Source organism: Streptomyces sp. NK15101, from assembly GCF_020400725.1.
Taxonomy (GTDB): domain Bacteria; phylum Actinomycetota; class Actinomycetes; order Streptomycetales; family Streptomycetaceae; genus Streptomyces.
Genome location: NZ_JAINVG010000002.1, coordinates 53,269 through 78,577 on the forward strand (window position 1 = coordinate 53,269; position 25,309 = coordinate 78,577).

Genomic DNA, 25,309 nt, shown 5'->3' on the forward strand with positions numbered 1-25,309 from the left:
GTGCCGGCGCCCCGGTCGGGGGGCCGTCGTGCTGACCGTCGTCCTCTCCGGGCTCCGCGTCCGCTGGGCCTCCTTCCTCGGCGGGTTCGTCGCGCTCGCGCTCGGTGTCGGGCTGCTCGCCACCATGGGGCTCGGCCTCTCCGCCACCTTTCACGCGCCCGAACGTTCCCCCCAGCGGTTCGCGTCCTCCCCCGTCGTCGTCCAGGGCCGGGACCGGCTGACACTCGACGTGCGGCGCGGGCCCGACACCGTGTCCGTGGAGCGGCGGCTCGACCGTCCACAAGCTGTGGACGGAGAAGTGCTCCGCGAACTCCGCGCCCGCTGGACCGTCACCACCTCCGGCGGTCCCGACGCCGTCGGCGTCGACGCCCCCGCCGCCGAGGTCCGGGCGCTCGTCGGCGACCGCGCCCGGGTCCTCACCGGGAGCGAGCGCGGGCTGGCCGACCCCGACCCCGAGCGGGACGCCCGCGCGCTCGTCGCCCTCAACGCCCTCCTCGGCACCTCCGGCGGCGTCACCGCCTTCGTCTCCGTCTTCGTCGTCGCCTCCACCTTCGCCTTCGCCGTCGCGCTGCGGCGGCGCGAATTCGGACTCCTCCGGACCGCGGGGGCCACCCCCGGCCAGATCCGGCGGCTCCTCCTCGCCGAGGCGGCGGCGCTCGGCGTGCTCGCCTCCGCCGCCGGGTGCGCGCTCGGCGCCCTCGGCGCGCCCCTCCTCGCCCGGACCCTGGTCGACGGCGGCCTCGCGCCCGCGTGGTTCACGACCGGCGGAGCCTCCTGGCCCTTCCACGCGGCCTTCTGGACCGGCGTGACCGTCGCCCTCACCGGGGCCGTCGCCGCGTCCCGGCGGGCCGGGAAGGTCGGCCCGACGGCCGCGCTGCGCGAAGCGGACGTCGACGCCGACGCCCTGCCCCTCGGCCGGGCCGTCCTCGGCACGCTCCTGCTCCTGGCCGGACTCGGGCTCCTCGTCCAGACCTGCGCCGCCGAGCCGTCCGCGCTGCTCAAGCGGAAGACGTACACGACCCTCCCGATGCTCCTGATCACCGGCGTCGCCCTGCTCTCCCCGCTCCTCGTCCGGCCGGCGGCCCGGCTGCTGCGGTCACGCGGCGCGGTGGGGACGCTCGTGCGGGAGAACAGCGCGGCCGCCGTCCGCCGCACCGCCGCCGTCGCCGCGCCCGTCCTCGTGACCGTGGCGCTCGCCGGGACGCTGTTCGGCTCGGCGACGAGCGTCACGCGCGCGAAGGAGGCGGAGTCGCGGCAGCAGACGGCCGCTCAGTACGTGGCGGGGGGCGAGGACTTGAGGCCGGTGGCGGCACCGCCCGGGGCCGTGGTGTCCCCCACCGGGGCGACCTCCGTCTTCGTACGGGACGGGGCCGAGGCCGTCGTGAAGTACGGGGCGCGGGCGGTCGCCGACCCGGCCGCGTTCGCGGAGCTCGCCCGGCTGCCGGTGGTCGCCGGGGACCTGCGGGACCTGGACGACCGGTCGATCGTCGTCAACGAGGAGTTCGAGCGGCACCGGGTCGGCGAGACGGTGGACGTGTGGCGGGCGGACGGGAGCGGACCGGTACGGCTCCGGGTGGCGGCCGTCCTCGCGCTCGGCACCGGCGACAACGGCCCCTACGTCACCCGGGCGAACGCGCCGGGCGCCGCCCTCGACCGCATCGACGCGCGCGGGGGCGGGGCGGCGACGGTCCGGGCCCTGGAGGCGAGCGGCGGGACCGTCCGCACGGCCCCGCCGCGCACGGCGGGCGGCAGCCCGCAGAACCGGCTCGGCATGATCCTGGTCCTCGGCATCGCCCTCGCCTACACGGTGATCGGCCTCGCCAACACCCTGCTGATGGCGACCTCGGTACGGGGCGGGGAACTGGCCTCGCTGCGGCTCGCCGGGGCCACCCGCAGCCAGATCCTGCGGGTCGTGACGGGCGAGGCGGCGCTCGCCGTCGCCATCGGCGCGGCGCTCGGCCTGGTGGTGACGGCGGTCGTCCTGGGCGCCCTGGGAGCGGGCCTCGCGGCCCTCTCGGCGCCCGTGGCCCTGGCCCTGCCGTGGACGGTGGTCGGCGCGGCGGCGGGCACCTGCGCGACGGTCGCGGTCGGCGCGGCGGCGCTTCCCGCGTGGCGCCTCACGCGCTGAGCGGCCATGGTGGGACGACGGGGCGGTGACCGGGGTCGGAGCCGGGTCACCGCCCTGCCCCGCCCGGACACCACCTGCGGGGCGGCGCCCCCGCCACCCGCCGCCTGGAGCCCACGCCCGGCGGGCCGGTGCCCACCCGCCCCACCCCCGTGCGGGCGGACGGACACCTCGGACGCCGTGCGGGCCGCGCCCGGCGGGGCGGTGCCCCGGCCCACCTGCCGTGTGGGCAGTCGTCCCGCGGGGGCAAGGGGGCCCCCTGCTCGAGCGGAGCCGAGAGCTTGGGGGAGGGCGGGCACACGGGACGGCGCCCTTCAGCGGGGCCTCCGCCTTCCGCGCCCGGACCCGCACCACCGGGGAGCTGTGCACGGGGTGCGGGTTCAGGCACATGAGCCTCGGGCGCCGGCAAGGGGCGCCGTTCCGTTGTGCCCACCCGTTCCGCCCCAACGGAACGACTGCCCACAACGGGGGCACGGGTGGGCACCGCCCCGGCGGAACGACCGCCCACAACGGGGGCGCGAGGGGTGGGCACCGCCCCGGCGGAACGGCTGCCTACAACGGGCGGGGCGCCGGGGGCGGCCAGGGGTGCCAGTCCGGGGCGAGGACCGACCAGATCTCCTCGTCGTGCCGGGCCCCCCGGTACGGGTGGCTCTCCCTCAGGACCCCGTCCCGCGTCATGCCCAGCCGCCGCGCCACCGCGACGCTCGGCTCGTTGTCGGAGGACACCACCCACTCCACCCGGTGGACGCCCCGCACCCGGATCGCCCAGTCGATGAGCGCTCGCGCCGCCCGGGTCACCAGCCCCTTCCCGGTGCCCGCCGGCTCCAGCCAGCAGCCGGCCTCGGCACAGGAGTTCTCGACGTCGAGCTTCCGGAGGATCACCGCGCCGACGAGCGTGCCGTCGAACCAGATGCCGTGGATCCGGCCCGTGTCGGTCGCCGCCTTCTCCGCGTACAGCCGGAGGAACGCCCGGCTCGACTCCAGGTCCGTCACCACGTCGGGGAGGCCGTTGCGCGCGCCGATGAACTCCCGTCCCCGGTCCATGTGCGCGAGGAACTCCCCGGCCTGCCACGGTTCGAGCGGGCGCAGCTCCGCGCCGTCGTCGCCCAGGGACATCGCGTACATCGGCATCGCCTTCCTCGCACCACTACGGGATCAGGACGATCTTGCCCTGTACATGACCCGACTCGCTCGATTCCTGGGCACGGGCCGCCTCCTTCAGCGGCAGCGTCTCGGCCAGGCGGACCCTGAGCGCGCCCTCCGCCGCCAGGCGGGCCTGGGCGGTGAGCCCGCGCCGTACGTCGTCCGGGTCGCCCGTGACGCCGGAGAAGACGATGCCGTGCTCCTCCGCGTCCGTCGCCGCGATCGTCACGATCCGCTCCTTCGCCGCGTCGCCGCCGCCCAGCAGCTCGACGGCGACCGGCAGCACGCCGTGCCCGGCCGCGTCGAAGACGGCGTCGACGCCCTGCGGGGCGGCGGCGCGGACCCGGTCGGCCAGGCCGTCCCCGTACGTGACGGGGATCGCGCCGAGTTCGCGCAGGTAGGCGTGGTTGGCCTCCGATGCGCTGCCGATCACCGTGATCCCGGCCGCGACCGCGAGCTGGACGGCCACCGAGCCGACGACGCCGGCCGCGCCGTGCAGGAACAGCGTCTCGCCCTCCCGCACCCGGAGCAGGTCCAGGACGCGCTGGGCGGTCTCGCCGGCCACCGGCAGACTCGCGGCGGCCTCCCAGGAGAGCCCGGCGGGCTTGGGGGCGACGGTGCCGGCGATGGCGTACTCGGCGTAGGCGCCGGTCTTCGTCCAGCCGAGGACCTCGTCGCCGACGGCCAGCCCGCTGACGCCCTCGCCGAGCGCGTCGACGGTGCCGGCGAACTCCAGGCCGGGGACGGCGGGGAAGGTGGTCGGATAGAACGCCTCGACCCAGCCGCGACGCCGCTTCCAGTCCACCGGGTTGAGCCCGGCCGCCGCCACCTTCACCCGGACCTCGCCGGGGCCCGGCTCCGGCACGGCGACGCCGGTCTCGTGGCGCAGCACCTCGGGGCCGCCGAACTCCTCGTACACGATCGCTTCCATCTCAGCCTCCACTGCTGCCCGTTCGGTCTTCGACGCCCCAAGACTGCGCCGCCGGGCACCCCGTCCCCGCCCGCCCAACGGCCAGTCGCACCTGGCCGAAAGACGGGCCGTCACCTGACCGCCCCGCACTAGGCTGAACCGCATGGACGCGTCCACGCTGACCACCGCGTACGAGATCATCCGGCAGCCGCTCGGGGAGGTCCTCCCCAAGGTCTCGGCCGCCCTCGCCCCGCTCGTCCCGCACGTCGACGCGGCCGAACTCTCCACCCACTGCGCCCACTCCCCCTTCAAGGCGCTCGGCGGTACGGAACTGATGACCGCCGCCGAACTGACCCCGCTGCTCGCGACCGGCGTCCCCGGCGCCCCCTGGCAGGGGCGCGCGACCATCGGCGGCCGCGAGCGCGAGATCGTCGCCGTCACCAGTCACGCGACCCGGCGCGGGGCGGTCCTCGTGCTCGTACGGGAGGACGGCGCCGCCCCCGCCGACGCGGCCGCGCTCACCGTCGCCCAGGCGCTGTGGGACCTGGTCACCGGACACTTCGACCGCTTCGCGACCGAGGCCGTGCCGGGCGCGCTCGCCCGCTCACGGGCCGCCGCCGACACCCGGGCCCGGGTCATCGCCGAACTCACCGGCGCGCACGCGGCCGCGCTCTCCGGCGTCCTCGGGGTGCTGCGCAGCCGGGCCCTCGACGACAGGACCGCCCGGGCCACCGCCACCGACCTGGCCGCCTCCGCGCTGATCGAGATGCGGGCCGAACAGCGGCGGGACCGGGCGCTCGCGGAGGAACCCGCGCAGGAAGCCTTCGAGCGGCTCGCCGGCGAGCTCCGGCCGATGCTCCGGCACAGCAGGGTCCGGCTCGAACTGGGCGCGCCCGACTCGACGCGCTCGCTCGCGGCGGACGTCGCCCACAGCGCGCGGGCCATCGTCCGGTCCCTGCTCCTGATCGTCCTGGAACAGGACTCCGTCCAGCGCGTCCACGTCGGCTGGCAGCTCACCGAGCACGAGCTGCGGGCCTCGGTGCGGGACGACGGCGCCGGCGCGCTCGCCCCCTGCGACCTGGGCGCCGGAACGATCCGGGACCGGCTCGACGTGCTCGGCGGGCGGCTCGACATGGACGCGGTCCCCGGCTGGGGCACGACGATCACGGCGGTGATCCCGCTGGCGACCCCGGAGGCCCCGGTCGAGGCGGCCCACCCGCTGACCGGGCTCGGCGGGCGGGAGGTGGAGGTGCTGCGGCACCTGGCGCTCGGGCACCGGAACCGGCGCATCGCGGAGGAGCTGCACATCAGTGAGTCGACGGTGAAGTTCCACGTCGCGAACATCCTGAACAAGCTGGGGGTCGACTCGCGGGGCGAGGCGGCGGCCCTCTTCCACGCGGCGGCCTGACCCACCCGCCACGAGCCGCCCACCCCGTTGTGGGCAGGCGTTCCGCCGGGGCGGAACGGGTGGGCACAACGGAACGGCGCCCTTGCCGGCGCCCGAGGCTCCTGGGCCTGAACCCGCACCCCGTGCACAGCTCACACCTGGTGCGGGTCCAGGCACGGAACGCGGAGGCGCCGCTGAAGGGCGCCGTCCCGTGTGCCCACCCGTCCCGCCGGGCGCGGGCCGCACGCGGCGGGGGCGTCGGTCCCGTTTGCGGGGGGTTGTCAGTGGGGGGTGTCAGACTCGCGCGCATGAGCGAGAGGTGGGCGCTGGCCGCCGAGGCCGAAGGGGACGGAGCACTGCTCGTGCCCCTCGGGCAGGACGGGCTGCCCGCCGGCCCGGTGCGGCGCGAGCCGGACCTGGTGGCGGCCGTGCGGACACGGCCCGAGGTGGCCCGCTGGGTGTGGCGGTCGACGGCCGAGGTCTATCCGCGGCTCCTCGCCGCCGGCGTCCGCGTCGAGCGGTGCTACGACGTCGAGGACGCCGAGCAGCTCCTCCTGGGCCACGAGGGCCGGCTCGGCGAGCCGCGCTCCGCGGCGGCCGCCTGGGCGCGCCTGCGCAACGCCCCCGTACCGCCCGATCCGCCGCAGCGCGCCGCCGAGCCCGGTTCGCAGGACTCGCTCTTCGAGCCGCGCCCCAACGTCTCCGTGCCCTTCGACGGCCTCCTCGCGGTCTACGCGGAGCAGCTGCGCCGTCATGATCGGGCCGAGCACCCCGGTCGGATGCGGCTGCTCACCGCCGCCGAGTCGGCGGGGATGCTGGTGGCCGCCGAGATGCACCGGGCCGGGCTGCCGTGGCGGGCGGACGTGCACCGGGAGCTGCTGGGCGAGCTGCTCGGCGAGCGGTACGCGGGCGGGGGCGAGCCGCGCCGCCTGGCGGAGCTCGCGGACGAGGTGTCGGCGGCGTTCGGCCGCCGCGTCCGGCCGGATCTGCCGGCGGACGTGGTCAAGGCCTTCGCGCAGGCCGGGATCCGGATCAGGTCCACGCGCCGCTGGGAGCTCGCCGAGCTGGACCACCCGGCGGTGGAGCCCCTCCTGGCGTACAAGAAGCTGTACCGGATCTGGACGGCGCACGGCTGGTCGTGGCTGGCCGACTGGGTGCGGGACGGCCGCTTCCGGCCGGAGTACCTGCCGGGCGGCACGGTCAGCGGACGCTGGACGACGAACGGCGGCGGGGCCCTGCAGATCCCGAAGGTGATCCGGCGGGCGGTGGTCGCCGACGAGGGCTGGCGGCTCGTGGTGGCCGACGCCGACCAGATGGAGCCGCGCGTCCTGGCCGCGATCTCCCGCGACCCGGGGCTGATGGAGGTCGCGGGGTACCCCGACGACCTCTACACCCGGCTCTCCGACCGCGCCTTCTCCGGTGACCGCGACCACGCCAAGATCGCGCTGCTCGGCGCGATCTACGGGCAGACGAGCGGCGACGGCCTGAAGAACCTGGCGGCGCTGCGGCGCCGTTTCCCGCGCGCGGTGGCCTATGTCGACGAGGCGGCGAAGGCGGGTGAGGAGGGTCGGCTCGTGCGGACCTGGCTGGGCCGGACCAGCCCGCGGGCGGTCGGCTCGGGCGACGACGAGGAGGCCGGGCTCCCGCAGGACGCCGGCGAACCGGAGCGGGAGGGCGGCGAGTTCGTCCCCGGGTACGCCTCGGGGAACGCGCGGGCGCGCGGCCGGTTCACCCGTAACTTCGTCGTGCAGGGCAGTGCCGCCGACTGGGCGCTGCTGATGCTGGCGGCACTGCGGCGCTCGCTCTCCGGGATGCGGGCGGAGCTGGTGTTCTTCCAGCACGACGAGGTGATCGTGCACTGTCCGGCCGAGGAGGCGGGGGCGGTGACGGAGGCGATCCGGGCGGCCGGGGACGAGGCCGGGCGGATCGCGTTCGGGGAGACGCCGGTCCGGTTCCCGTTCACGACGGCGACGGTCGAGCGGTACGCGGACGCGAAGTAGGCCGGACGGGACGGCGGTGGTGCGGCCCCCCGGCCCCGTACCACCGCCGGTGCCCGTCCCGGCCTTCCTACTTCAGCGGCAGCTTCTGCCACTTCGGGCTCAGCGCGATCGCCTTCAGCTGCTCCATCGTCAGCGCGGGCTCGGCGCGCGTGGCGGCCTCGTGCTGCGCGCCCGAGTTGAAGGCGGAGACGGCGACCCGGAAGCCCTTCGGGGTCAGGGTGTCGACGCTCCACCAGACGACCCCGGCACCGCCCTTCTCACCGGGCTGCTGGGTGGACCTGACCTTGGTGCCGTCGGGCAGGGTGACGACGCCGGCTCCGGTGAAGAGCTCGGCGACGGCCTTGTCGCGGATGGGCTGGACGTCGACGCCGACGAGGCTCGCGCCCTTGCCGTCGTCGATGACGACGTAGCCGTGGCCGTCCCCGCCGCCGTGGGACTTCACGGTGACGCCGGCGGGCAGGAGGGAGCGCAGGGTGGCCTGGACGGCGGCCGCGCTCGGCACGGCGGGCAACCGGTCCTCGCCCTTGCCGGGCTGCTTCGGGAACCGGGGCAGCCGGTCGGTCAGCGGCCGCCAGGCCTCGGCCGTGACGAGGGCCTTCAGCTGGGCGGGGCTGAAGGGCGGGTTCTCCCGGCTGATCGGGGAGCCCTTCTCGGCGGTCGCGTTGTACTCGCTCGCGTCGATCAGGATCCCGTCCTTGGTGAGCAGGACCGCCCGCCAGTTCTTGGTCTCCTCGCGCTTGTCGGGGTACACGTACCCCTGGAGGACCATGAGCCGGCCGCCGCCGGGCAGCCGCTCGCTGGTGCAGGAGTCGAAGGGGACGAGGGTCTTGTCGGGGCACGTGACCTGACCCGTGCCGGACTCGGCGGTCCCGCCGGCCCGGTAGAGGCCGACGCTGACGCCCGCCTTGCCGTGGCCGTCGTCGTAGACGCCGGTGACGGACTGGCCCTTGCCGTCCAGGTCGTCGAACTGCCACTGCCCGGCCGGGGTGTGGGCCTTGAGGACGGCGGCGATGTCCTTCACCGGGATCTGTGCCTGGGGGGGTTCCTTGCCGGTGCCGCCGGTCCGGCCGGGCTGCGGGGGCGCCGCCACGGAGGCCGTCGTCGCCTGCCCGGCGGGGCCGAGCAGCGAGCCGCCGTACACGCCGCCGATGCCGACGGCGGCGAGCGCGACGACGCCGCCGGTCACCGCGAGGCGGCGGCGCACCAGGCGGCGGCGGCCGCGCCGGAGCCCGCCCGCGACCAGCTCGCGCCGGTCGTCGGCGCCGAAACCGTCACCGGTGCTGCGCAGGAGCGCGCCGAGCTCCTCCTCGAAGCGCTCGTGCGGGGCTCCGTCGTGCTGGGGTCCTTCGTTCTGGGGCATGCCGAGATCACCGTCTCCGGTCAGTGGATGGGAAGCACTCCGTGGGTGGGAAGTACCGAGAGCTGTGCCGTGTCGTGTTCAGCGGGTGGCGAATTCGGCGATGCTGCCGCCGAGCCGTTCCCGCAGCTTCGCGAGCGCGCGCACCGAGCGGGTGCGTACCGCGGCGGAGCTGACGTGCAGGGATTCGGCGGTCTCCTCGATGCTGCGGTCCTCCCAGTAGCGCAGCACCACGACCGCCCGGTCCTTCGGCGCGAGCGCGGCCAGCGCGTCGAGCAGCGCGATTCGCAGCGCCGGGTCCTCGCCGTGCTCGGGGGCGCGGTCGGGCAGCTCCCCGAGGGGGCGCTCGGTGGCCGAGCGGCGCCGCTGGTGGCTGAGGAACGTGCGGACGAGCACGGTCTGGGCGTACGCGGCGGGGTTCCCGATCCGGGTCATGCGGCCCCAGAGGGCGTACATCCGGCCGAGCGTCTCCTGGGTGAGGTCTTCGGCGAGATGCGTGTCGCCGCTGGTCAGCAGGCATGCCGAGCGGAACAGGTGACCCGTGCGTGCGGAGGCGAACTCCTGGAACTCGTCCGCGCGGGACTTTCTCATGCCCCTCCTTTCCCTCGCGGTCACGTGGTGTGGTCGCCGTACACCTCATTGACGCGATGGGGGCGCGGAAATGTTTCAGCGGAATCGGAGAATTCGCGGGAGATTCCCAGAGGATGGCCGCTGGACGTATCCGACCAAGCGGAATCGGGTAATCCTGTTGGTATGAACACTCTCAGCGCAGCAGAGAACCTGGCCGCTGGAGTCTGGCAGTCAGGTCTGGGACAGGTCCTCGGCGGTCTCGTTCTGGTGGCCGTCCTCATCACGGCCTTCTGGTTCGGATTCAGGGTCCGCACCCGCGAACCCGAACCTCCGAAGCCGGACGAGCAGCCGCACCGGCCCGACACCGGGGCGCTCCCCGGCGAGATGTCCGAGTACCGCAGGCCGGCCGAGATGCCGCAGACCGACGGCGAGCACCGGCTCATGCCCTACCAGCTCAAGAACGGCGGCACGTCCGGCACGGAGACCTCGCCCGATCCGCCGTCCGAGGAGAAGCGCAAGTGGGGCGGCATCTCCAGCGGTGGCTTCGGCAGCGGAGGCACCGGACACGGCGACTGATCCCGGACGCGTGACCACTGCGCCGGCCGCCCGGGCACGAGCCCGGAGGCGGACCCGGACGCAGGAAAGCCCAGCCGCGCGCGGCTGGGCTTGGTCCGGCTCGGGTCCTGTCCGGCCGGGGCCGGTTCCACTCCTGTCCGGCTCGTTCCGGGTGGGCCCGGCTCCGGTCCTGCACGGCTGGGTCCGGCCCGGCCCGGGTCCGCTCCGGACCGGCTCGTTCCGGGTGCGGCCGGTGCTACACCTGGGCGGCGTCCGCGGGGGCGCCGCCCAGGACTCGGCCCGCGCGCGAGGCGATGTGGGCCGGCGGGGCGAAGTCCGCCGGGAGGACCGGGTCGGTGACCGGCTCGCCGAAGGTGGTCACCACCGGGAGCACCCCCGCCCACAGTCCGAGCGCCGCGTCCTCGGAGTCGCCGTCGTCCGGCGGGCCGCCGGCGGTCTTCACCGAGGCCTCGGTGAGGTCGAGCGCCAGCACCGCGGTCGCCGCCAGCTCCTTGCGGCTCGGCTGCCGCGCGTACTCCCACTGGCCCGGCGAGCTCTGCTCGGTCAGGGCCCGCAGTCCGCGGAGCTTCTCCTCCGGGTCGGTGACGATCTCGGGAACGCCGTAGATCATCGCGCAGCGGTAGTTGACCCCGTGCTCGAAGACGGAGCGGGCGAGGACGAGGCCGTCGACGTGGGTGACCGTGACGCAGACGGTGGTGTCGGGGGCCTGGACCAGACTGCGGCTGGCGACCGAACCGTGGAGGTAGAGCCGGTCGCCGTCCACCCCGTACGCGGTGGGCACCACCATCGTCGTGCCGTCGACGGTGACGCCGAGGTGGCAGAGGAAGCCCGCGGCGAGCACGGCGTCCAGGTCGGCCCGTCGGTGGCTCCCCTTGTGACGCATCCGGCGCAGCCGGGTCCGCTCGGTGACGGACAGCTCGTCGTCGGCCTCCGTGGGGATGGTGGTGCTCATGGTGCCCTCTCGTCGAAGTGCGGGTGTAGGTGTTGTACGGGGGATCAGCCGGTCACCGCCACCGGCGCCCGCCTGTCGGAACGGCGGCGCGCGGCCAGGGAGTCGCAGATCTCGCCGGCCCGGACGGCGGCCATCGACAGCAGGTTGGCCGTGATGCCGTGCGAGTGCTCGGTGCCGCCCATCAGGTAGATCCCGGCCTCCACCGCGGGCGCCGTCTGCACCCGGTAGTCGCGGCGCACCCGCAGCCGGCCGTCCTCGTCGCGCGCGCAGGCGGCGTCGAGCTCTCCGAGCAGCCGGGCCGGGTCGGGCTCGGAGTAGCCGGTGGCGTAGACGACGGCGTCCGCGTCCATCGTCCCCGTCTCGCCCGTCGCCAGGTTCCGCACCTGGACGCGGACGCCGTCGGGGCCCTCCTCGACCTCGGTGAGCCGGGTGACGCCGAGGATCCGCAGCCGCTGCTCGCCGCGCACCTTCTCCTGGTACGAGCGGCGGTAGAGCTCCTCGATGAGGTCCATGTCGACGACGCCGTAGTTGGTGTTGCGGTGGTAGTCCATGAGCGTGCGGCGGACGGACGGCTCGGCACCGTGGTAGAGGTCGACGGCCTCCGGGTCGAAGATCCGGTTCGCGTACGGGCTGTCGTCGGCCGGGCTGTAGCCGTACCGCGTGTGGACGGCGACGACCTCGGCCCCCTCGTACGTCCGGTGCAGGTGGTCGGCGATCTCGGCGGCGCTCTGGCCGGCTCCGGCGACGACGAAGCGACGCGGGTTCCCGGTGGGCAGGGCGGCGAGCCGGTGCAGGAACTCGCTGCTGTGCCAGAGGCGTTCGGAGGACTCGACGCCCTCGGGGAGCCGGGGCACGAGGCCGGTGCCGACGACGAGGTTCCGCGCCCGGTACGTGACGGCCTCCGCCTCTCCGAAGGCGGCGACGTCGACCTCGACGACGGGTCCCGAGGTCCCCGCGGGCCGGATCCCGGTGACCTCTAGGCCGTAGCGGACCATGTGGTCCACGCCGTCGGCGGCCCACTGGAGGTAGTCGTGGAACTCCTCTCGGGTCGGGAACAGCACCTTGTGGTTGATGAAGTCGACGAGGCGGCCCCGGTCGTGGAGGTACGGCACGAAGCCGAAGCGGCTGCGCGGATTGCGCATCGTGGCAAGGTCCTTGAGGAACGAGACCTGCATGGTGGCGTCCGGGATCAGCATGCCCCGGTGCCAGCCGAAGTTCGGCTGCTTCTCCAGGAAGACGGCCGTGAGCCGGTCATCGGGCGCGGCCTGCTCGTTGTACTCCTCGATCGCGATCGCGAGGGCGAGGTTGGCGGGCCCGAAGCCGACACCGACGACGTCGTAGACGGGGGTGGTCTCGTTCACGATCTCGTTCACGGTCTCGTTCATGGCGAAGTGCCTTTCGGTAGCGAGGGGTTCAGGAGGTGGGCGTGCGGCCGGCGAGGGCGGCGCAGCCGGCGGCGAGGAACAGGGCGAGCAGCAGTCCCGTACCGGCGAAGGAGAGGAAGACGGCCGCGATCAGCAGGGTCACGACGGCCGTCGCGCGCAGGGCGCGGCCGGTGCCGCGCGCCCGCAGGGCGGCAGCGGCGGCGGCCACGTACAGCAGCAGGAAGGCGCTGCTGGTGACGACGAGCACCAGCTCCTCGCCGGTCCCGGTGACGGTCAGGGCGCCGAGGACGGCCGCGTAGGCGAGGGCCAGCGCGACGGTCGCCCGCACCGGGCGGTCGCCCAGGGCGCGCGGCAGGATCCGCTCGCGGGCGGCGGCCCGGACGACCCGGGTGGCGCCGAGCACCCAGGCGTTGGTGGCGACCACCGCGAGGCCGAGGGCCAGGAGGTCGCCGGCGATCGCACCGCCGTCGCCGAACGAGGCGCCGAGGAGGGCGGTGATGACGACGGGCTCGTCGCCGGGGACCGCCAGGTAGGCGGCCGTCACCGCCGCGTAGAGCAGCCCGACGATGGGCACCGCCCAGCGGATCGCCCGCCGGTAGCTGCGGGCGGGGTCGTCGACCTGCTCGGCGAGGGTGGAGACGTTCTCCCAGCCGAGGAAGGAGAAGAAGGCGGTGACGACGGCGATGCCGACGCCGCCCCAGCCGTGCGTGAGGAACGGCGTGTACTCCCCCGCGTCGAAGCGCGGCACCGCGAGCACCACGGCGCCGCCGAGACCCAGCAGCAGCACGAGCAGGGCCGCGGTCTGCACGCGGGCGCCGGCCGTGAGCCCGAGCAGCGTGAACGCGGCGGACAGCGCCATGAAGCCGATCGCGATCGGGTACACGGGCCCGTCGGGCTGGCCGAGCAGCCCGAGCAGGCACCGGGCGGAGACGATGCCCATCACCGGATTCCCGATGACGTACGTGGCGACGAGCAGCAGCGCCGCCGCCCGCCCCGGGCGGCGGCCGAACCCGGCCTCCACCATCGCGGCGAGCCCGGAGGCGTCGGGGCGCCAGGCCGACATCTCCGCGAAGAAACGGGCGAAGGGGTACGAGCTGAGGGCCAGCGCCAGCCATGCGAGCAGCGCGGCGGGCCCGGCCTGCCGCTCGGTCAGCCCCGGCACCAGAAGGATGCCGGTCCCGACGAGGCTGCTGACGTAGAACACGACGAGAGCGCGCACGCCGAGGGCGGGGCGGGGGGTGGTGCGGGGGGCGGCGTCGGGCCGCTGCAGCAGGTCGGTCATGGTGTCACCTCCGAGTGAGTCGTGGGGGTCGTTCCGCCGGGGCGTTGCTCCCGTGGTGGGCGGTCGTTCCGCCGGGGCGGCGCCCACCCCTCGCGCCCCCGTTGTGGGCAGGCGTTCCGCAAGGGGCGGAACGGGTGGGCACAACGGAACGGCGCCCTTGCCGGCGCCCGAGGCTCCTGGGCCTGGACCCGCACCGGACGTGCGCCGCCCCTTGTGGTGCGGGTCCAGGCGCGGAACGCGGAGGCGCCGCGAAGGGCGCCGTCCCGTGTGCCCACCCGTCCCGCCCAGCGGGACGATTGCCCCCACGGCGGGTGGCGGAGGGGCACCGCCCAGCCGGGCGCGGCCCGCGTGAGTGGGGCGCGGGGGCACCGTCCCGCAGGGCGCGTCGCGCAGTGGGGCGGGGGCGCCGGCCCGCGGGGGTGGGGCCTCAGGGGTGGCCCAGTACGTCCAGTGCCTCCGCCGCCGCGAGTTCCGCCGCCGCCGGCGCCGTCTTGAAGCCCGCCCCCGACCAGCCCGTCGCGAGGACGATCCGGCTGTCGGGCCGTTCGCGGCCGAGGTGGGGACGCGAGTGCGGCGTGTAGAGGTCGACGCCCTGGCGTCCGCCGAGGAAGCGGGTGGCGGGGTCGGCGAGCCAGGGCCACCGCGCGGCCGCACCCTGGCGTATGTACGCCACGTGCTCGTCGGTCAGCGTGGCCTCGCCGCCCGGAGGTACGTCCCATTCGTCGACGGGCCGTCCGGCCATGTAGCCGCCGGCCGCCTCCCCGGTGAGCTGGGGCCGCCCCCAGACGCCGCTGACCATGTCGACGACGGTCGGCAGGCCGGCGGTGGCGGGGTGGTGGAAGAAGCCGTACCGGATGCTCTTGGTGCGTCCGGCGTCCGCGCCGCTGAGCCGGTGTCCGGCGATCTCCCCGGTGCCGCCGCCGGCCGCGAGGACGACGGCGAGGGCCTCGACGGGCCCGCCCGGTTCGAGGAGGACGCGGACCCGGTCGGATCCGGGGGGCGCGTCCAGTTCGCGCACCCGGGCGGGCAGCAGCCGGGCCCCGTGGGCGAGGGCGCGGTCGCGGTAGACGCGCGCGGTGCGGGGCGGGTCGGCGTATCCGGCCTCGGGCTCCCAGACGGCGGCGGTGACGCCGTCGACGGAGAGCCCGGGGAAGCGGGCCCCGAGCACGTCCGGATCCAGCAGCTCCGCCGGTACCCCGGCGCCGTTGAGCTCGGCGACGCCCTTCTCGGCCTGTTCCAGGTCGGCGTCGCCGCAGAGGACGAGCGACCCGGTGGTCATGAAGCCGTACGGCCCCGGCGCGAGCGCGGCGGGCCCCCAGGCGAGGTGGTGGCTGCGGAGGGCGAGGCCCCGCAGGTACGGGTCGGCCTCGAAGGACCGGACGAGCCCGCCGGACCAGGCGGTGGCGTGGTCCTGGCGCCCGTCCATGGGGGCGACGAGCGCGACCCGTGCGCCGTGCCGGGCGAGGACGGAGGCGGTGGCCGCGCCGACGACCCCGGCGCCGACGACGATGACGTCGTAGGCCCGCCCGTGCCGGCCGGAGGCGCGGGTGCGGTCCCCGGCCACGGACACGGGCGCGGGCGCGGCGGGAACGGGCACGAAGTCCCATCCCACGCTCCCGGGCTCGGGCTCCCCGAGCGCGGTGAACCCCCGGTCGGCGTGGGCCCGTACGGCGGCGAGGAGGGTGCGTCCGGTGCGTTCCGGGTCCTCGGCGAGCGCGGCGGTGGCGGCGGCGAAGGCCGCGTCCACGTGGGCTTCGGGCCCGCCGCGCATCCGGGCCACGAAAGCGGCACCGGCAGGCGACCCGAGCAGGGCCGCGAACTCGTCCACCGCGCAGTCGTCGGTGAACCAGAACGCGCCCTCGAAGCCGGCCGCCCGCCACTCCCGGCCCACCCGCGCGGCCCCGACGTGGGTCCCGCAGACGACGAGCGCGGCGGCGTCCCGCGCTTCGGGCCCTTCGAGGACGTCGGGGGAGGGATCGGCGAGGACCGCCGGCACCGGCACGGCGCCCGTCGCCGGCCCGCTGCCGTCGGAGACCACGGCCCCCGACGGGACGGCGGGCCGCGCGGCCGCCGAGGCGTCCCGTACGAGCAGGGCGAGCCGCTCCCCGTACGCGCTGCCGTCGTGCGTGACGGCGACCCTGGTGTGCCCCGCGTCCCGTACGGCGGCGAGCAGGCCGACCGCCTGGGCGCGGTCGTCCGGGCACCAGCGCAGGAGGGTGCCCGCGCCGTCGGCGAGGAGGCCGGGCGTGGTGGCCAGCGGGAGGAGGACGGGGAGCCCGGCCGCCCGGTAGACGGGGAGGGCCGCCGCCGCACCGGCGCTGTTGAAGTGCCCGACGACCAGGGCGTGCCGGCCTTCGGCGACGATCGCCCCGGCGATCTGCCGGGCCGTCTCGGCCTCGCCGCGGTCGTCGTACAGCTCCCAGTTCACGGCCGTTCCGTACCGCTCGGCCGCCCGCTCCAGGTGTTCGCCCCAGGCGGCCCGGGGCCCCGAGAAGGGCCCGACGACGGCGCCGCGCGGCAGCTGCTCCGTCTGGGCCTCAGGCACTGAAGACCGCCCCGGGCCAGGCCGCCACCGGCGTCCCCGGGGGGAGCGGTGCGAGGGCCGCCGCGTCCACCCGGCGCGGCCGGGGCGCGAGGCCGAGGAGGGCGGCGAGGCGGGCGGAGCCGTACGGGAGGGCGGGCGCGGCCCAGGCGGACAGGGCGGCGGCGACGGCGAGCTGCGCGGAGAGCGCGGAGCGGTGGGCGGCGGCGCCGTCCGGACGCTCGGCCTCGAAGCCGTTCACGTACCCGAAGTCCTCGGCGAGGCAGACCGCTTCGTCGAGCAGTGCGATCGCGCGCCGCGCGTCGTAGCCGCCGATCTCCGCCCCGTACGCCTCGCGCAGCTGCCCGACGGTCTCGGTGAGCCGGGCGCGCAGCCGCTCCCACGCCGGGCCCCGGGGCGCCTCGGCGGGGGCGGCGCCACCGGACTCGGCGACGGCGGTGAGCAGCCGGCCGAGCCAGCCGTCCCAGTGCTCGGCGAGCCGGCTGCGGCTGATCTCCAGGGCGGCGGAACTGAAGCTGGTCTGGCGGCCGTTGGGGCGGTCCGACAGGACGTGGTAGCGCAGGACGTCCGCGCTCGTCCGGGCGAGCTCCTCGTGCGCCCAGATGGCGTGGCGCCTGCTGGTGGAGAACTTGAGCCCTTCGAGCCGGTAGAACTCGTTGACGACGAAGGCCCGCGGCAGCGCGATCCCGGGGTCGTACGCCCGGAAGGCGGCGGGGAACAGCAGGGCGTGGAAGTAGCCGTTGTCGAAGCCGAAGAACTGGACGGGGGCGGGCGCGGGTCCGGTCTCGCCGGCGCCGGTCCACTCCAGGAGGTAGCCGGGGGCCATCTCGAACCAGACGTAGATCCGCTGCTCCGTGAAGCCCTCGACGGGCACCGGCACGCCCCACTCGGAGGGGTGGCTGACGGCGATCTCGGGGAGTCCTTCGGCCCGCATCCGCTCGCAGAGGGAGCGCAGGTGCGGCGGCATGTCGACCTGCTCCCAGAATGCGGTGAGCTGCTCCTCCCAGGGGGCGAGGGGGAAGTAGAGCCGCTCGCAGTCCCGGAGTTCGGGGGTGGCGCCGCAGCCGGTGCAGACGGGGTTCGCGAGGTCGGCGCAGTCGTTGGGGCGGCCGCAGGGCTCGCAGGCGTTGCCGTTGGAGCCGGAGCCGCAGTGCGGGCAGTCGCCCTTGAGGTAGGCCTCGTACAGCCAGCGCTCGCAGCCGGTGCAGTACGGCAGGGGGCGCGTGCGGGCGACGATGTGCCCGGCGTCGTACAGGCGGCCGAAGAACTCCTGGACGGCCGACTGGTAGCCGACGTCGCGGCGCGGGCGGACGATCGCGTCGAAGTCGGCGCCGGCCCGCCGCCACACGGACTCGATGGAGGCGCCGTAGCCGTCGGCGACCTCCTCGCCCTTGCGTCCGCCGTCGTTGAGGCCGCGGACGGGCACGTAGCTCTGGTGGTCGTCGAGGCCGGTGGTGTAGCGGACGGGACCGGTGCCCTCGGCGGCGAGGAAGCGGCGCAGGACGTCGCCGGCGAGGTAGGGCCCGGCGAGGTGACCGATGTGGAGGTCGCCGTTGGGGGTGGGCGGGGTGGCGGTGATCCAGTGGGTGGACACGTCGGCGCTCATGCGGCGACCTCCTCGTCGTCGGTACGGATGGCGGGCTCGCGCAGCGGCCAGTAGAGGGAGAGCCAGCTCAGCTCGGTGTCGCCGGTGTTGTGGACGACGTGCTCCTGGTTGCGGGGCAGCACGACGATGTCGCCGGCGCGGAACGGGGGCTCCAGGCGCCCGTCGAGGGTCACGCTCCCGGTGCCACCGAGGATGATCATGACCTCGTCCTGGTTGTGGCAGTCGGGGTCCGAGTCCCCGCCGGGCTTCAGGAAGCAGGCCATGGCGCCGACGGGCGGCTCGGCGTCCCCGCCCGGCCAGGGGATGATCCGCTGGCAGGCGAGGCCGAACTCCTCGGTGGCGGCACTGCGGTCGATGCGGAAGCGGCGGTCGGCCATGGGGGCGGCTCCGGTCTTCGGGGGAAGGTCGCGGTACGGAGTGGGGGCGAGGGCCGGTTCTCCGGGCGGCAGGATGGGCGAGGTGAAGGGCACGGGGGTCTCCTGGGACGGCGGGCGCGGTCGGTGCGGGCGCGGTCTGGGCAGGGCCGGGCGGGTGGGCGCGGTCGGGCGGGCCCCGGACGCGGCGGGACCTGTGGGGGCGAAGGCTGCGGGGCGAAGGCTGCGGGGCGGCGGCTGTGGCGAGGGGCGCGGTGGTCGGCGTCGCGGTGGCTACCGGGGGTCGAGTCCCGTCACCGACGCGACCGGGATGCGGGCGAGGCCGGCCATGACCTGGCGGGGCCCGGCCCCCCATCCGTACCGCTGCTTGAGCGGCGCGACATGGGCGGCGATGAGCGCGAGGAGGGGCGCGAGGTCGGTGGGTGTGGCGCCGAGGAGGGCGAGCAGTTGCTCGGTCCGGGTCAGACCGGCGCCCGGACCGATCCCGTGCACGGCGGCGTCCTGCCAGGTGGCGCCGGCGCTCCCGGCGACGACGGTGTTGTGCAGGGCGAAGCCCTGGTTGTCGTGGGCGTGGATGCCGACGGGGGCGGACACGGCGGCGCGGGTGGACTGGACGAGTTCGATGACGCGCTCGGGGCGGAGCGAGCCGAGGGAGTCGACGAGGAACACGGCGTCGAGCGGGCCGAGTGCGGCGCTCTCGCCGAGGCAGCGGTCGAGTTCCGGGTAGGAGGCGAGGTCGATGTCGGTGAGGAAGAGGCAGACGCCGAAGCCGGCTTCCCGCAGGCGGTGCAGCGGGGCGGCGGCGCGGGCCACCCGGTCGTACCGGACGGCGAGGCGGACGAGGCCGACGGAGACGGGTCCCGTCGCCAGGGTGTCGGCGATCCGCCCGGCGGAGGCCGTGGCGGCGGCGTCCGTGGCGGGCAGGTCCGCGGTGTCGAGGAGGACGGAGAAGCGGGGGCCGTAGCGCTCGGGGAGCGGGACCGGCAGCAGCGCGCCGGGCGGGGCGGAGCGGTCGGCAGGGTCGTGCACGTCGCCCAGCTCGATGACGTCGATGCCGAGCCGCGCGCAGACCGCGAGGTAGTCGGCGGCCAGCGCGGGGGGCACGGATCCGCCGGTGAGCCGTCCGCCGGTGCGCAGGGTGCAGTCGAGCAGGGTCATCCGGGTCACCCCCAGCCGGTGTCGTTCGTGCCGGTGCCGGCGGCGGGCGCGCCCCAGCCGGTGTCGTACGTGCCGGTGGGGACGGCCGCGCCCCAGCCGGTGTCGTTCGTGCCGGTGCCGCCGGCGACGGCGTCGGCGGTGACGGTGGCGAGGCCCGCGAGGCCGACGACCAGGGTGGTGAGGAGGGTGGTGCGGATCCGCCGCTTCATGTCGTGTGCTCTCTTTCCGCTTCGGTGAGGGGCAAGTCGTGGTTGTCCGTGGGGGTTTGCGCGCTTCGCAGGCTGTGCGAGCTTGATGCGCTTTGACCTTGTGGGCGGTGATACGAACGTATCCAGAGCGGCATGACTATGGGGCCGACCGCATGGCTCATTAGGCTGCATGGCAGCAAGAGGACGCTGTCGCAAACGGGGGAAAAGGTGGCGATACCAGACATGCTGCGGGTCCAAGACGACGACGGAACCCCGGAATCCACCGCACCGGCGGAAACGGCATCCGCCGGACCGGCCCCGGAACCCGGCGGGCCGACCCCGCAGCCCACCGCCCTGGCAGCGATCGGCGCGGCGGGGGCGGCGCTCCCCGCGCCGCCCTCCGAGGACCCCGAGGACCCCCTGACCCGGGTCTACGCCTGCCTCCTGGCCCGGGACCCGGCACACCCGCCGGCGCACCCCGCCGACCTCGCGGAGGAACTGGAACTGCCGCTCGCCCGGGTGGAGTCGGCCGTCTCGGCCCTCCTCGACATGGGCCTGCTGCGCCGCACCCCCGAGCGGGCGGTGCTCCCGGTGGCACCGGACGAGGCCGTCCAGCGCACCCTGGGCCCGCTGGAGCGCGAGATGCGCGCCCGCCGCCAGCACATGGAGCGCACCCGCGAGCAGCTGATGGCCTTCATGCCGCTCTACGAGTCCCACCTGCTCCGGCTGACGCACCTGCGGCAGGCGGAGTACGTGGAGCTGCTCACCGACCTCCGCGCGGTGCGGGAGGCCATCACCGAACTGGGCCGGACCTGCGAGCGCGAGGTCATGACGGCGCAGCCGGGCGGCGGCCGGCGCGCCGAGGTCCTGGAGGAGGCGGTGGCCCGCGACGAGGAACTCCTGCGCCGCGGCGTCCGGATGCGCGTCCTCTACCAGCACACCGCCCGCTTCTCCTCGGGCACCTGCGCCTACGTGGAGCGGGTGGGCCGGCTCGGCGCCCAGGTCCGCACCCTGGACGACGAGTTCCCGCGGATGCTCGTCTTCGACCGCTCGACGGCGGTCATACCGGTCCCGGACGACCCGCACGCGGCGGTCCTGGTCCGCGAGCCGCACGTGGTCGCGTTCATGGTGGGCGCGTACGAGCGGCTGTGGCTGGAGGCCCTGCCGTTCGAGACGGAGTGGGACCGGCAGACCATCATGGACATCTCCGACGAGCTGAAGCAGACCATCGTCCGCCTGCTCACCGAGGGCCTGACGGACGCGGCGATCGCCCGCCGCCTGGGCCTGTCGGTCCGCAGCTGCCGCCGTCACGTCGCCGACGTGATGGCCGCCCTCGGCGCCGAGAGCCGCTTCCAGGCCGGCTACCTCCTGGCCCAGCAGGACCGCGAGCAGCCGAGCCCTTGAGGAGCCTCCGGGTCACCCGTACGTGGTGAAGAGCGGCTCGTGGCCACCGTCCGTGCACCGCCGGGGCATAGGGTCCGTGCAGACGACACAGACACGACGAAGTCGGGGTGGACATGAGCGACTTGGCGACCGGGGAGCGATCCGACGGGGCGGGCCCGGAGGGAGGCACTCCGGACGAGGACGCCCCGGCGTCCGGCCGCGCCCCGAAACGGCGCCGCCCCTTCTGGATCGAGCTGCCGTTCCTCGCCGGGATCGCGCTCGTCCTGGCCTTCCTGATCAAGACGTTCCTGCTCCAGGCGTTCCTGATCCCCTCGGGCTCGATGCAGAACACCCTGCAGGTCGACGACCGGGTCCTGGTCGACAAGCTCACCCCCTGGTTCGGCTCGGAACCCGGCAGGGGCGAGGTCGTGGTCTTCCGCGACCCCGGCGACTGGCTGGTGGGACGGCCGGTGAAGCAGCCCACGACGGTGCAGAAGGCCCTGGGCTTCGTCGGGCTGATGCCGGCGGCCGGGGAGCAGCACCTGATCAAGCGGGTCATCGGCGTGGCCGGCGACACGGTCGAGTGCAAGGGCGAGGGACCGCTGAAGGTCAACGGCAAGGCCCTGACCGAGCCGTACGTCTTCGCGGGGAACACGGCCTGCAGCACGGACCCGGAGGGCCAGTTCGAGGTCACGGTCCCCGCCGGCCACCTCTGGGTGATGGGCGACCACCGGCAGAGCTCGCAGGACTCCCGCTACCACCAGGCCGACCCGCGGGGCGGCATGGTGCCCGTGACGGACGTCGTGGGCCGCGCCGTCGTGGTCGCCTGGCCCTTCTCCCACTGGTCGACCCTCCCGGTCCCGGCCACCTTCGACCGGCCGGGCCTCACCGACTGACCCGTCCGCCCGGTCGCCCGCCCTTGGGCGACCGGGTCTTCAGGGCCCGGACTTCCGAGCTTCCGGGCCTCCGGACAACAGACTTCCGGGGAACAGAAAAGGCCAGGTCGGACACTGTCCGACCTGGCCTTCCTCTGAGCCGCCTTCGGGATTCGAACCCGAGACCTACGCATTACGAGTGCGTTGCTCTGGCCAACTGAGCTAAGGCGGCGCGCCGTGCAGACACATCGTGGTGCAGCAGCGTCGCCAAGTCTACACAGTTTCCGGAGGTGCTCCGACCACCCCCGGACCAGGCCTACGAGCAGCGCTTTCCGTCGGCCGGAGGGGTGCCCTCCAGGAGGTAGGTGTTGATCGCGGTGTCGATGCAGTCGCTGCCCCGGCCGTAGGCGGTGTGGCCGTCGCCCTCGTAGGTCAGCAGGGTGCCGGAGGAGAGCTGGCCGGCCAGGGACCGGGCCCAGCGGTACGGGGTGGCCGGGTCGCGGGTGGTGCCGACGACGAGGATCGGGGCGGCGCCCTCGGCGGTGATGCGGTGCGGTCGGCCGGTGGGCGGGGTGGGCCAGTAGGTGCAGTTGAGGGCCGCCCAGGCGAGGCCCTCGCCGAAGACCGGGGAGGCCTTCTCGAAGGACGGGACGGCCTTCTCGACGGCCGCGGTGTCCCGGTAGGCGGGGGGCACGTCCAGGCAGTTCACGGCGGCGTTGGCGAACATGAGGTTGGCGTACGTGCCGTCCGTCTCGCGCTCGTAGTAGCCGTCGGCCAGCGCGAGCAGCCCGGAGCCCTCGCCGCCCATCGCCCGGGTGAGGGCCTCGCGCAGCTGGGGCCAGGCGCCCTCGTCGTACATGGCGGCGATCACGCCCGTGGTGGCGAGGGACTCGCCGAGCTCCCGGTCCTCACCCGTGTGCACGGGCTTGGCGTCCACGTCGCGGAAGAACTTCTTCATCGCCTCCCCGGCCGCCGCGACGGACTCGGTGCCCAGGGGGCAGTCCGGCTTGCGGACGCAGTCGGCGGCGAAGGCGCGGAAGGAGGTCTCGAAGCCGCCGGTCTGGTCCCGGTTGAGGTCGAGCGCGGAGAGCGAGGGGTCCATCGCCCCGTCGAGGACGAGACGGCCGACCCGGTCGGGGAACAGCTCGGCGTAGGTGGCGCCGAGGAAGGTGCCGTACGAGGCCCCCACGTAGGTGAGCTTCCCGTCGCCGAGCGCCGCCCGCAGGACGTCCATGTCGCGGGCCGCCTCGACGGTGGAGACGTGCGGCAGGACCTTCCCGGACTTCTTCTCGCAGCCAGCCGCGAAGTCCTTGAAGGCCGCGCTGAGCGCGTTGATCTCCGCCGTGTCGTCGGGCGTCTGGTCGACCTGGGTGTACGCGTCCATCTGCGGGCCCGTCAGGCACTCGACGGGCTCGCTGCGGGCCACGCCGCGCGGGTCGACGGCCACCATGTCGTAGCGGGCGCGGACGGGCGCCGGGTAGCCGATGCCCGCGTACCCCTGGAGGTAGCCGACGGCGGAGCCGCCGGGCCCGCCCGGGTTGACCAGGAGCGAGCCGAGCCGCTTGCCGGGGCCGGTGGCCCGGACCCGGGAGACCGCGAGCTCGATCTCCTCCCCGTCCGGCTTCGCGTAGTCGAGCGGGGCGCGCAGGGTGGCGCACTGGAAGCCCTCGACGCCGCAGTCGCGCCACTTCAGCTTCTGCTCGTAGTACTTCTTCAGCTTCGGCGCCTGGGTCGCGGAGGAGGGCGCCGGCGCGGCCGTCCGGGGCGCGGCGGCGTCGCTCCCGCCCGAGCAGCCGGAGAGGATCAGCCCGGCGGCCGCGAGGGCCGTGGCGGACGTACGGAGCAAGCGCCTGGAGTCCATCCCTGGAGCGTATCCGTACCGGTACGGATCGTGTCCAATCGCCCTTGGCACGGGCCGGGCCCTCTCCGGAACCGGAAGGGACGGGCCCAGGGCCTGCCCTTCGGAACCCGCCGGGCTCGGGGGCCTGGAATACGGAGGACGCGCCCTAGCCGCGCAGGGCCATCGTCATCGCCTCCACCGCGAGCAGCGGTGCCACGTTCCGGTCGAGGGCCTTGCGGCAGGCGAGGACCGCCTCGATGCGGCGCAGGGTCCGCTCCGGGGTGGTGTCGCGGGCGATCCGCTCCAGCGCGTCCCGCACGTCCGTGTTGGCCAGCGCCGTGCGGGAGCGGAGCTGGAGGGCCAGGACGTCGCGGTAGAAGCCGGTCAGGTCGGTGAGCGCGAGGTCCAGGCTGTCGCGCTGCGTCCGCGTCCTGCGCCGCTTCTGCCGCTCCTCCAGCTCCTTCATCGCCCCGGCCGTGCCGCGCGGCATCCGCCCGCCCTGCGCCGCGCCGAGGGCCGCCTTCAGCTCCTCGGTCTCCTTGACGTCGATCTCCTCCGCGAGCTGCTTCGCGTCCTCCGCGGCCGCGTCGACCAGCTCCTGCGCCGCCTTGAGGCAGCCGCCGACGTCGTCGACCCGCAGAGGCAGCTTCAGGACGACGGACCGGCGCGCGCGGGCCCGCTCGTCGGTGGCGAGCCGCCGTGCCCGGTCGATGTGCCCCTGGGTGGCGCGGGCGGCGGCCTGCGCCACCTCCGGCTCGATGCCGTCGCGCCGCACGAGCACGTCGGCGACGGCCTCCACCGGCGGGGTGCGCAGGGTCAGGTGGCGGCAGCGGGAGCGGATCGTGGGCAGCACGTCCTCCAGGGAGGGCGCGCAGAGCAGCCAGACCGTGCGCGGCGCGGGCTCCTCGACGGCCTTCAGGAGCACGTTCCCCGCGCCCTCGGTGAGCCGGTCGGCGTCCTCCAGGACGATGACCTGCCAGCGGCCGCCCGCCGGGGAGAGCTGGGCGCGCCGGACGAGGTCGCGGGTCTCCTTCACGCCGATGGACAGCAGGTCCGTACGGACGATCTCGACGTCCGCGTGCGTCCCGACGAGGGTCGTGTGGCAGCCGTCGCAGAAGCCGCAGCCCGGGGCCCCGCCGAGCGCGCGGTCGGGGCTCACGCACTGCAGCGCGGCGGCGAAGGCGCGCGCCGCGGTCGCCCGCCCCGAGCCGGGAGGGCCGGTGAAGAGCCAGGCGTGCGTCATCTTGGACGTCTCGGGGGCCGGCTCGTCGGCGGCGTGGGCGGTGACGAGCGCGTCGGCGTCGCGCGCGGCTGCGGCGAGCTGCTCCTCGACCCGGGTCTGTCCGACCAGGTCGTCCCATACGGCCATGTCTGCCCCTCCTCAGGTACGCCCTCCATTGTGGGGCAGCGCTCTGACAGCTCCGGTCGGCCTGTGGAGGACCTCCGCCTCAGGCCCCGGCGCGGGGGCGGGTCAGCCACAGGCCGGCGGCGGAGCCGAGCAGGACGGCTCCGGTGCCCAGGCTCCCGGCGATCCGGGGGCCGTCGGCCCAGTCGGCGAAGGTGCCTATGAAGACGTTGGCCAGGACGCTCGCGACGAGCAGCAGCCAGAGAAGGGCGCGCATGGGGTGCCTCCGTGGAGTGGGTTCGGGGTGGCCC

21 protein-coding genes and 1 tRNA gene are annotated in these 25,309 nt (G+C 75.2%); 6 read left to right on the top strand and 16 right to left on the bottom strand.

The features are described 5' to 3' along the window. Positions 1-28: 28 nt before the first annotated feature. Positions 29-2,128: an FtsX-like permease family protein gene (locus K7G60_RS01400; RefSeq protein ID WP_225798906.1), complete on the top strand. Its 2,100-nt coding sequence runs from the start codon at positions 29-31 to the stop codon at positions 2,126-2,128. A 549-nt stretch (positions 2,129-2,677) separates the two neighbouring features. On the opposite strand, the gene K7G60_RS01405 is transcribed toward K7G60_RS01400, so the two are convergent. Then, positions 2,678-3,250 (bottom strand): GNAT family N-acetyltransferase, encoded by a 573-nt coding sequence (locus K7G60_RS01405; protein ID WP_225799020.1) that lies wholly within the window; start codon positions 3,248-3,250, stop codon positions 2,678-2,680. 22 nt (positions 3,251-3,272) lie between these two features. Beyond that, entirely contained in the window at positions 3,273-4,199 is a 927-nt protein-coding gene (locus tag K7G60_RS01410) for an NADP-dependent oxidoreductase (protein WP_225798907.1), read from the bottom strand. Between the two features lie 142 nt (positions 4,200-4,341). Between K7G60_RS01410 and K7G60_RS39100 the strand changes: the two genes are divergently transcribed. Both K7G60_RS39100 and K7G60_RS01420 read left to right on the top strand, forming a co-directional pair. Then, entirely contained in the window at positions 4,342-5,586 is a 1,245-nt protein-coding gene (locus tag K7G60_RS39100; RefSeq protein ID WP_308079901.1) for a LuxR C-terminal-related transcriptional regulator, read from the top strand. 287 nt (positions 5,587-5,873) lie between these two features. Beyond that, positions 5,874-7,565 carry a bifunctional 3'-5' exonuclease/DNA polymerase gene (locus K7G60_RS01420; protein ID WP_225798908.1) on the top strand — a complete coding sequence of 564 codons (1,692 nt, stop codon included), beginning with the start codon at positions 5,874-5,876 and terminating at the stop codon, positions 7,563-7,565. A 67-nt stretch (positions 7,566-7,632) separates the two neighbouring features. Here the strand turns inward: K7G60_RS01420 and K7G60_RS01425 are convergent, their stop codons facing one another. Further along, positions 7,633-8,925, bottom strand: coding sequence for a hypothetical protein (locus K7G60_RS01425; protein ID WP_225798909.1), 1,293 nt, complete (start codon positions 8,923-8,925; stop codon positions 7,633-7,635). A gap of 78 nt (positions 8,926-9,003) precedes the next feature. Then, positions 9,004-9,513: a SigE family RNA polymerase sigma factor gene (locus K7G60_RS01430; RefSeq protein ID WP_225798910.1), complete on the bottom strand. Its 510-nt coding sequence runs from the start codon at positions 9,511-9,513 to the stop codon at positions 9,004-9,006. Between the two features lie 162 nt (positions 9,514-9,675). Between K7G60_RS01430 and K7G60_RS01435 the strand changes: the two genes are divergently transcribed. Next, complete coding sequence (locus tag K7G60_RS01435; RefSeq protein WP_225798911.1) at positions 9,676-10,068, top strand: DUF6479 family protein; 393 nt, start codon at positions 9,676-9,678, stop codon at positions 10,066-10,068. Positions 10,069-10,303: 235 nt separating this feature from the next. Here K7G60_RS01435 and K7G60_RS01440 read toward each other — a convergent pair whose 3' ends face one another. From K7G60_RS01440 to K7G60_RS01475, 8 genes are all read right to left on the bottom strand, one after another. Beyond that, a complete protein-coding gene (locus tag K7G60_RS01440) occupies positions 10,304-11,020 on the bottom strand; it encodes a pyridoxamine 5'-phosphate oxidase family protein (RefSeq protein ID WP_225798912.1) in 717 nt (238 codons plus the stop codon). A gap of 44 nt (positions 11,021-11,064) precedes the next feature. Beyond that, on the bottom strand, positions 11,065-12,405 hold the full coding sequence (locus tag K7G60_RS01445) for a lysine N(6)-hydroxylase/L-ornithine N(5)-oxygenase family protein (protein WP_225798913.1): 1,341 nt from the start codon (positions 12,403-12,405) through the stop codon (positions 11,065-11,067). 28 nt (positions 12,406-12,433) lie between these two features. Next, entirely contained in the window at positions 12,434-13,687 is a 1,254-nt protein-coding gene (locus tag K7G60_RS01450) for an APC family permease (RefSeq protein WP_225798914.1), read from the bottom strand. Positions 13,688-14,114: 427 nt separating this feature from the next. Then, a complete protein-coding gene (locus K7G60_RS01455) occupies positions 14,115-16,232 on the bottom strand; it encodes an FAD-dependent oxidoreductase (RefSeq protein ID WP_225798915.1) in 2,118 nt (705 codons plus the stop codon). After that, the gene (locus K7G60_RS01460) at positions 16,225-17,835 is read right to left on the bottom strand and encodes a class I tRNA ligase family protein (protein ID WP_225798916.1); all 1,611 of its coding nucleotides are present in this window, start codon (positions 17,833-17,835) and stop codon (positions 16,225-16,227) included. Before K7G60_RS01460 ends, K7G60_RS01455 begins: the two co-directional genes overlap by 8 nt. Continuing rightward, on the bottom strand, positions 17,832-18,305 hold the full coding sequence (locus tag K7G60_RS39105; RefSeq protein WP_225798917.1) for a cupin domain-containing protein: 474 nt from the start codon (positions 18,303-18,305) through the stop codon (positions 17,832-17,834). Before K7G60_RS39105 ends, K7G60_RS01460 begins: the two co-directional genes overlap by 4 nt. Before the next feature lie 177 nt (positions 18,306-18,482). After that, complete coding sequence (locus K7G60_RS01470; RefSeq protein ID WP_225798918.1) at positions 18,483-19,367, bottom strand: hypothetical protein; 885 nt, start codon at positions 19,365-19,367, stop codon at positions 18,483-18,485. Positions 19,368-19,372: 5 nt separating this feature from the next. Next, entirely contained in the window at positions 19,373-19,576 is a 204-nt protein-coding gene (locus tag K7G60_RS01475; RefSeq protein ID WP_225798919.1) for a hypothetical protein, read from the bottom strand. Between the two features lie 222 nt (positions 19,577-19,798). On the opposite strand from K7G60_RS01475, the gene K7G60_RS38745 reads away from it, so the two are divergent. Beyond that, positions 19,799-20,959, top strand: coding sequence for a LuxR family transcriptional regulator (locus tag K7G60_RS38745; RefSeq protein WP_263985368.1), 1,161 nt, complete (start codon positions 19,799-19,801; stop codon positions 20,957-20,959). A gap of 113 nt (positions 20,960-21,072) precedes the next feature. Continuing rightward, complete coding sequence (gene lepB, locus K7G60_RS01485; RefSeq protein WP_225798920.1) at positions 21,073-21,834, top strand: signal peptidase I; 762 nt, start codon at positions 21,073-21,075, stop codon at positions 21,832-21,834. A gap of 137 nt (positions 21,835-21,971) precedes the next feature. On the opposite strand, the gene K7G60_RS01490 is transcribed toward lepB, so the two are convergent. The 4 genes from K7G60_RS01490 to K7G60_RS01505 all read right to left on the bottom strand — a co-directional run bounded on the left by K7G60_RS01490 (position 21,972) and on the right by K7G60_RS01505 (position 25,275). Beyond that, positions 21,972-22,045 (bottom strand) — tRNA-Thr (locus K7G60_RS01490). Between the two features lie 84 nt (positions 22,046-22,129). Beyond that, complete coding sequence (locus K7G60_RS01495; RefSeq protein ID WP_225798921.1) at positions 22,130-23,674, bottom strand: alpha/beta hydrolase; 1,545 nt, start codon at positions 23,672-23,674, stop codon at positions 22,130-22,132. A 145-nt stretch (positions 23,675-23,819) separates the two neighbouring features. Next, on the bottom strand, positions 23,820-25,022 hold the full coding sequence (locus K7G60_RS01500) for a DNA polymerase III subunit delta' (RefSeq protein ID WP_225798922.1): 1,203 nt from the start codon (positions 25,020-25,022) through the stop codon (positions 23,820-23,822). A 79-nt stretch (positions 25,023-25,101) separates the two neighbouring features. Continuing rightward, positions 25,102-25,275 (bottom strand): hypothetical protein, encoded by a 174-nt coding sequence (locus K7G60_RS01505; RefSeq protein WP_225798923.1) that lies wholly within the window; start codon positions 25,273-25,275, stop codon positions 25,102-25,104. Between the last annotated feature and the right edge of the window lie 34 nt (positions 25,276-25,309).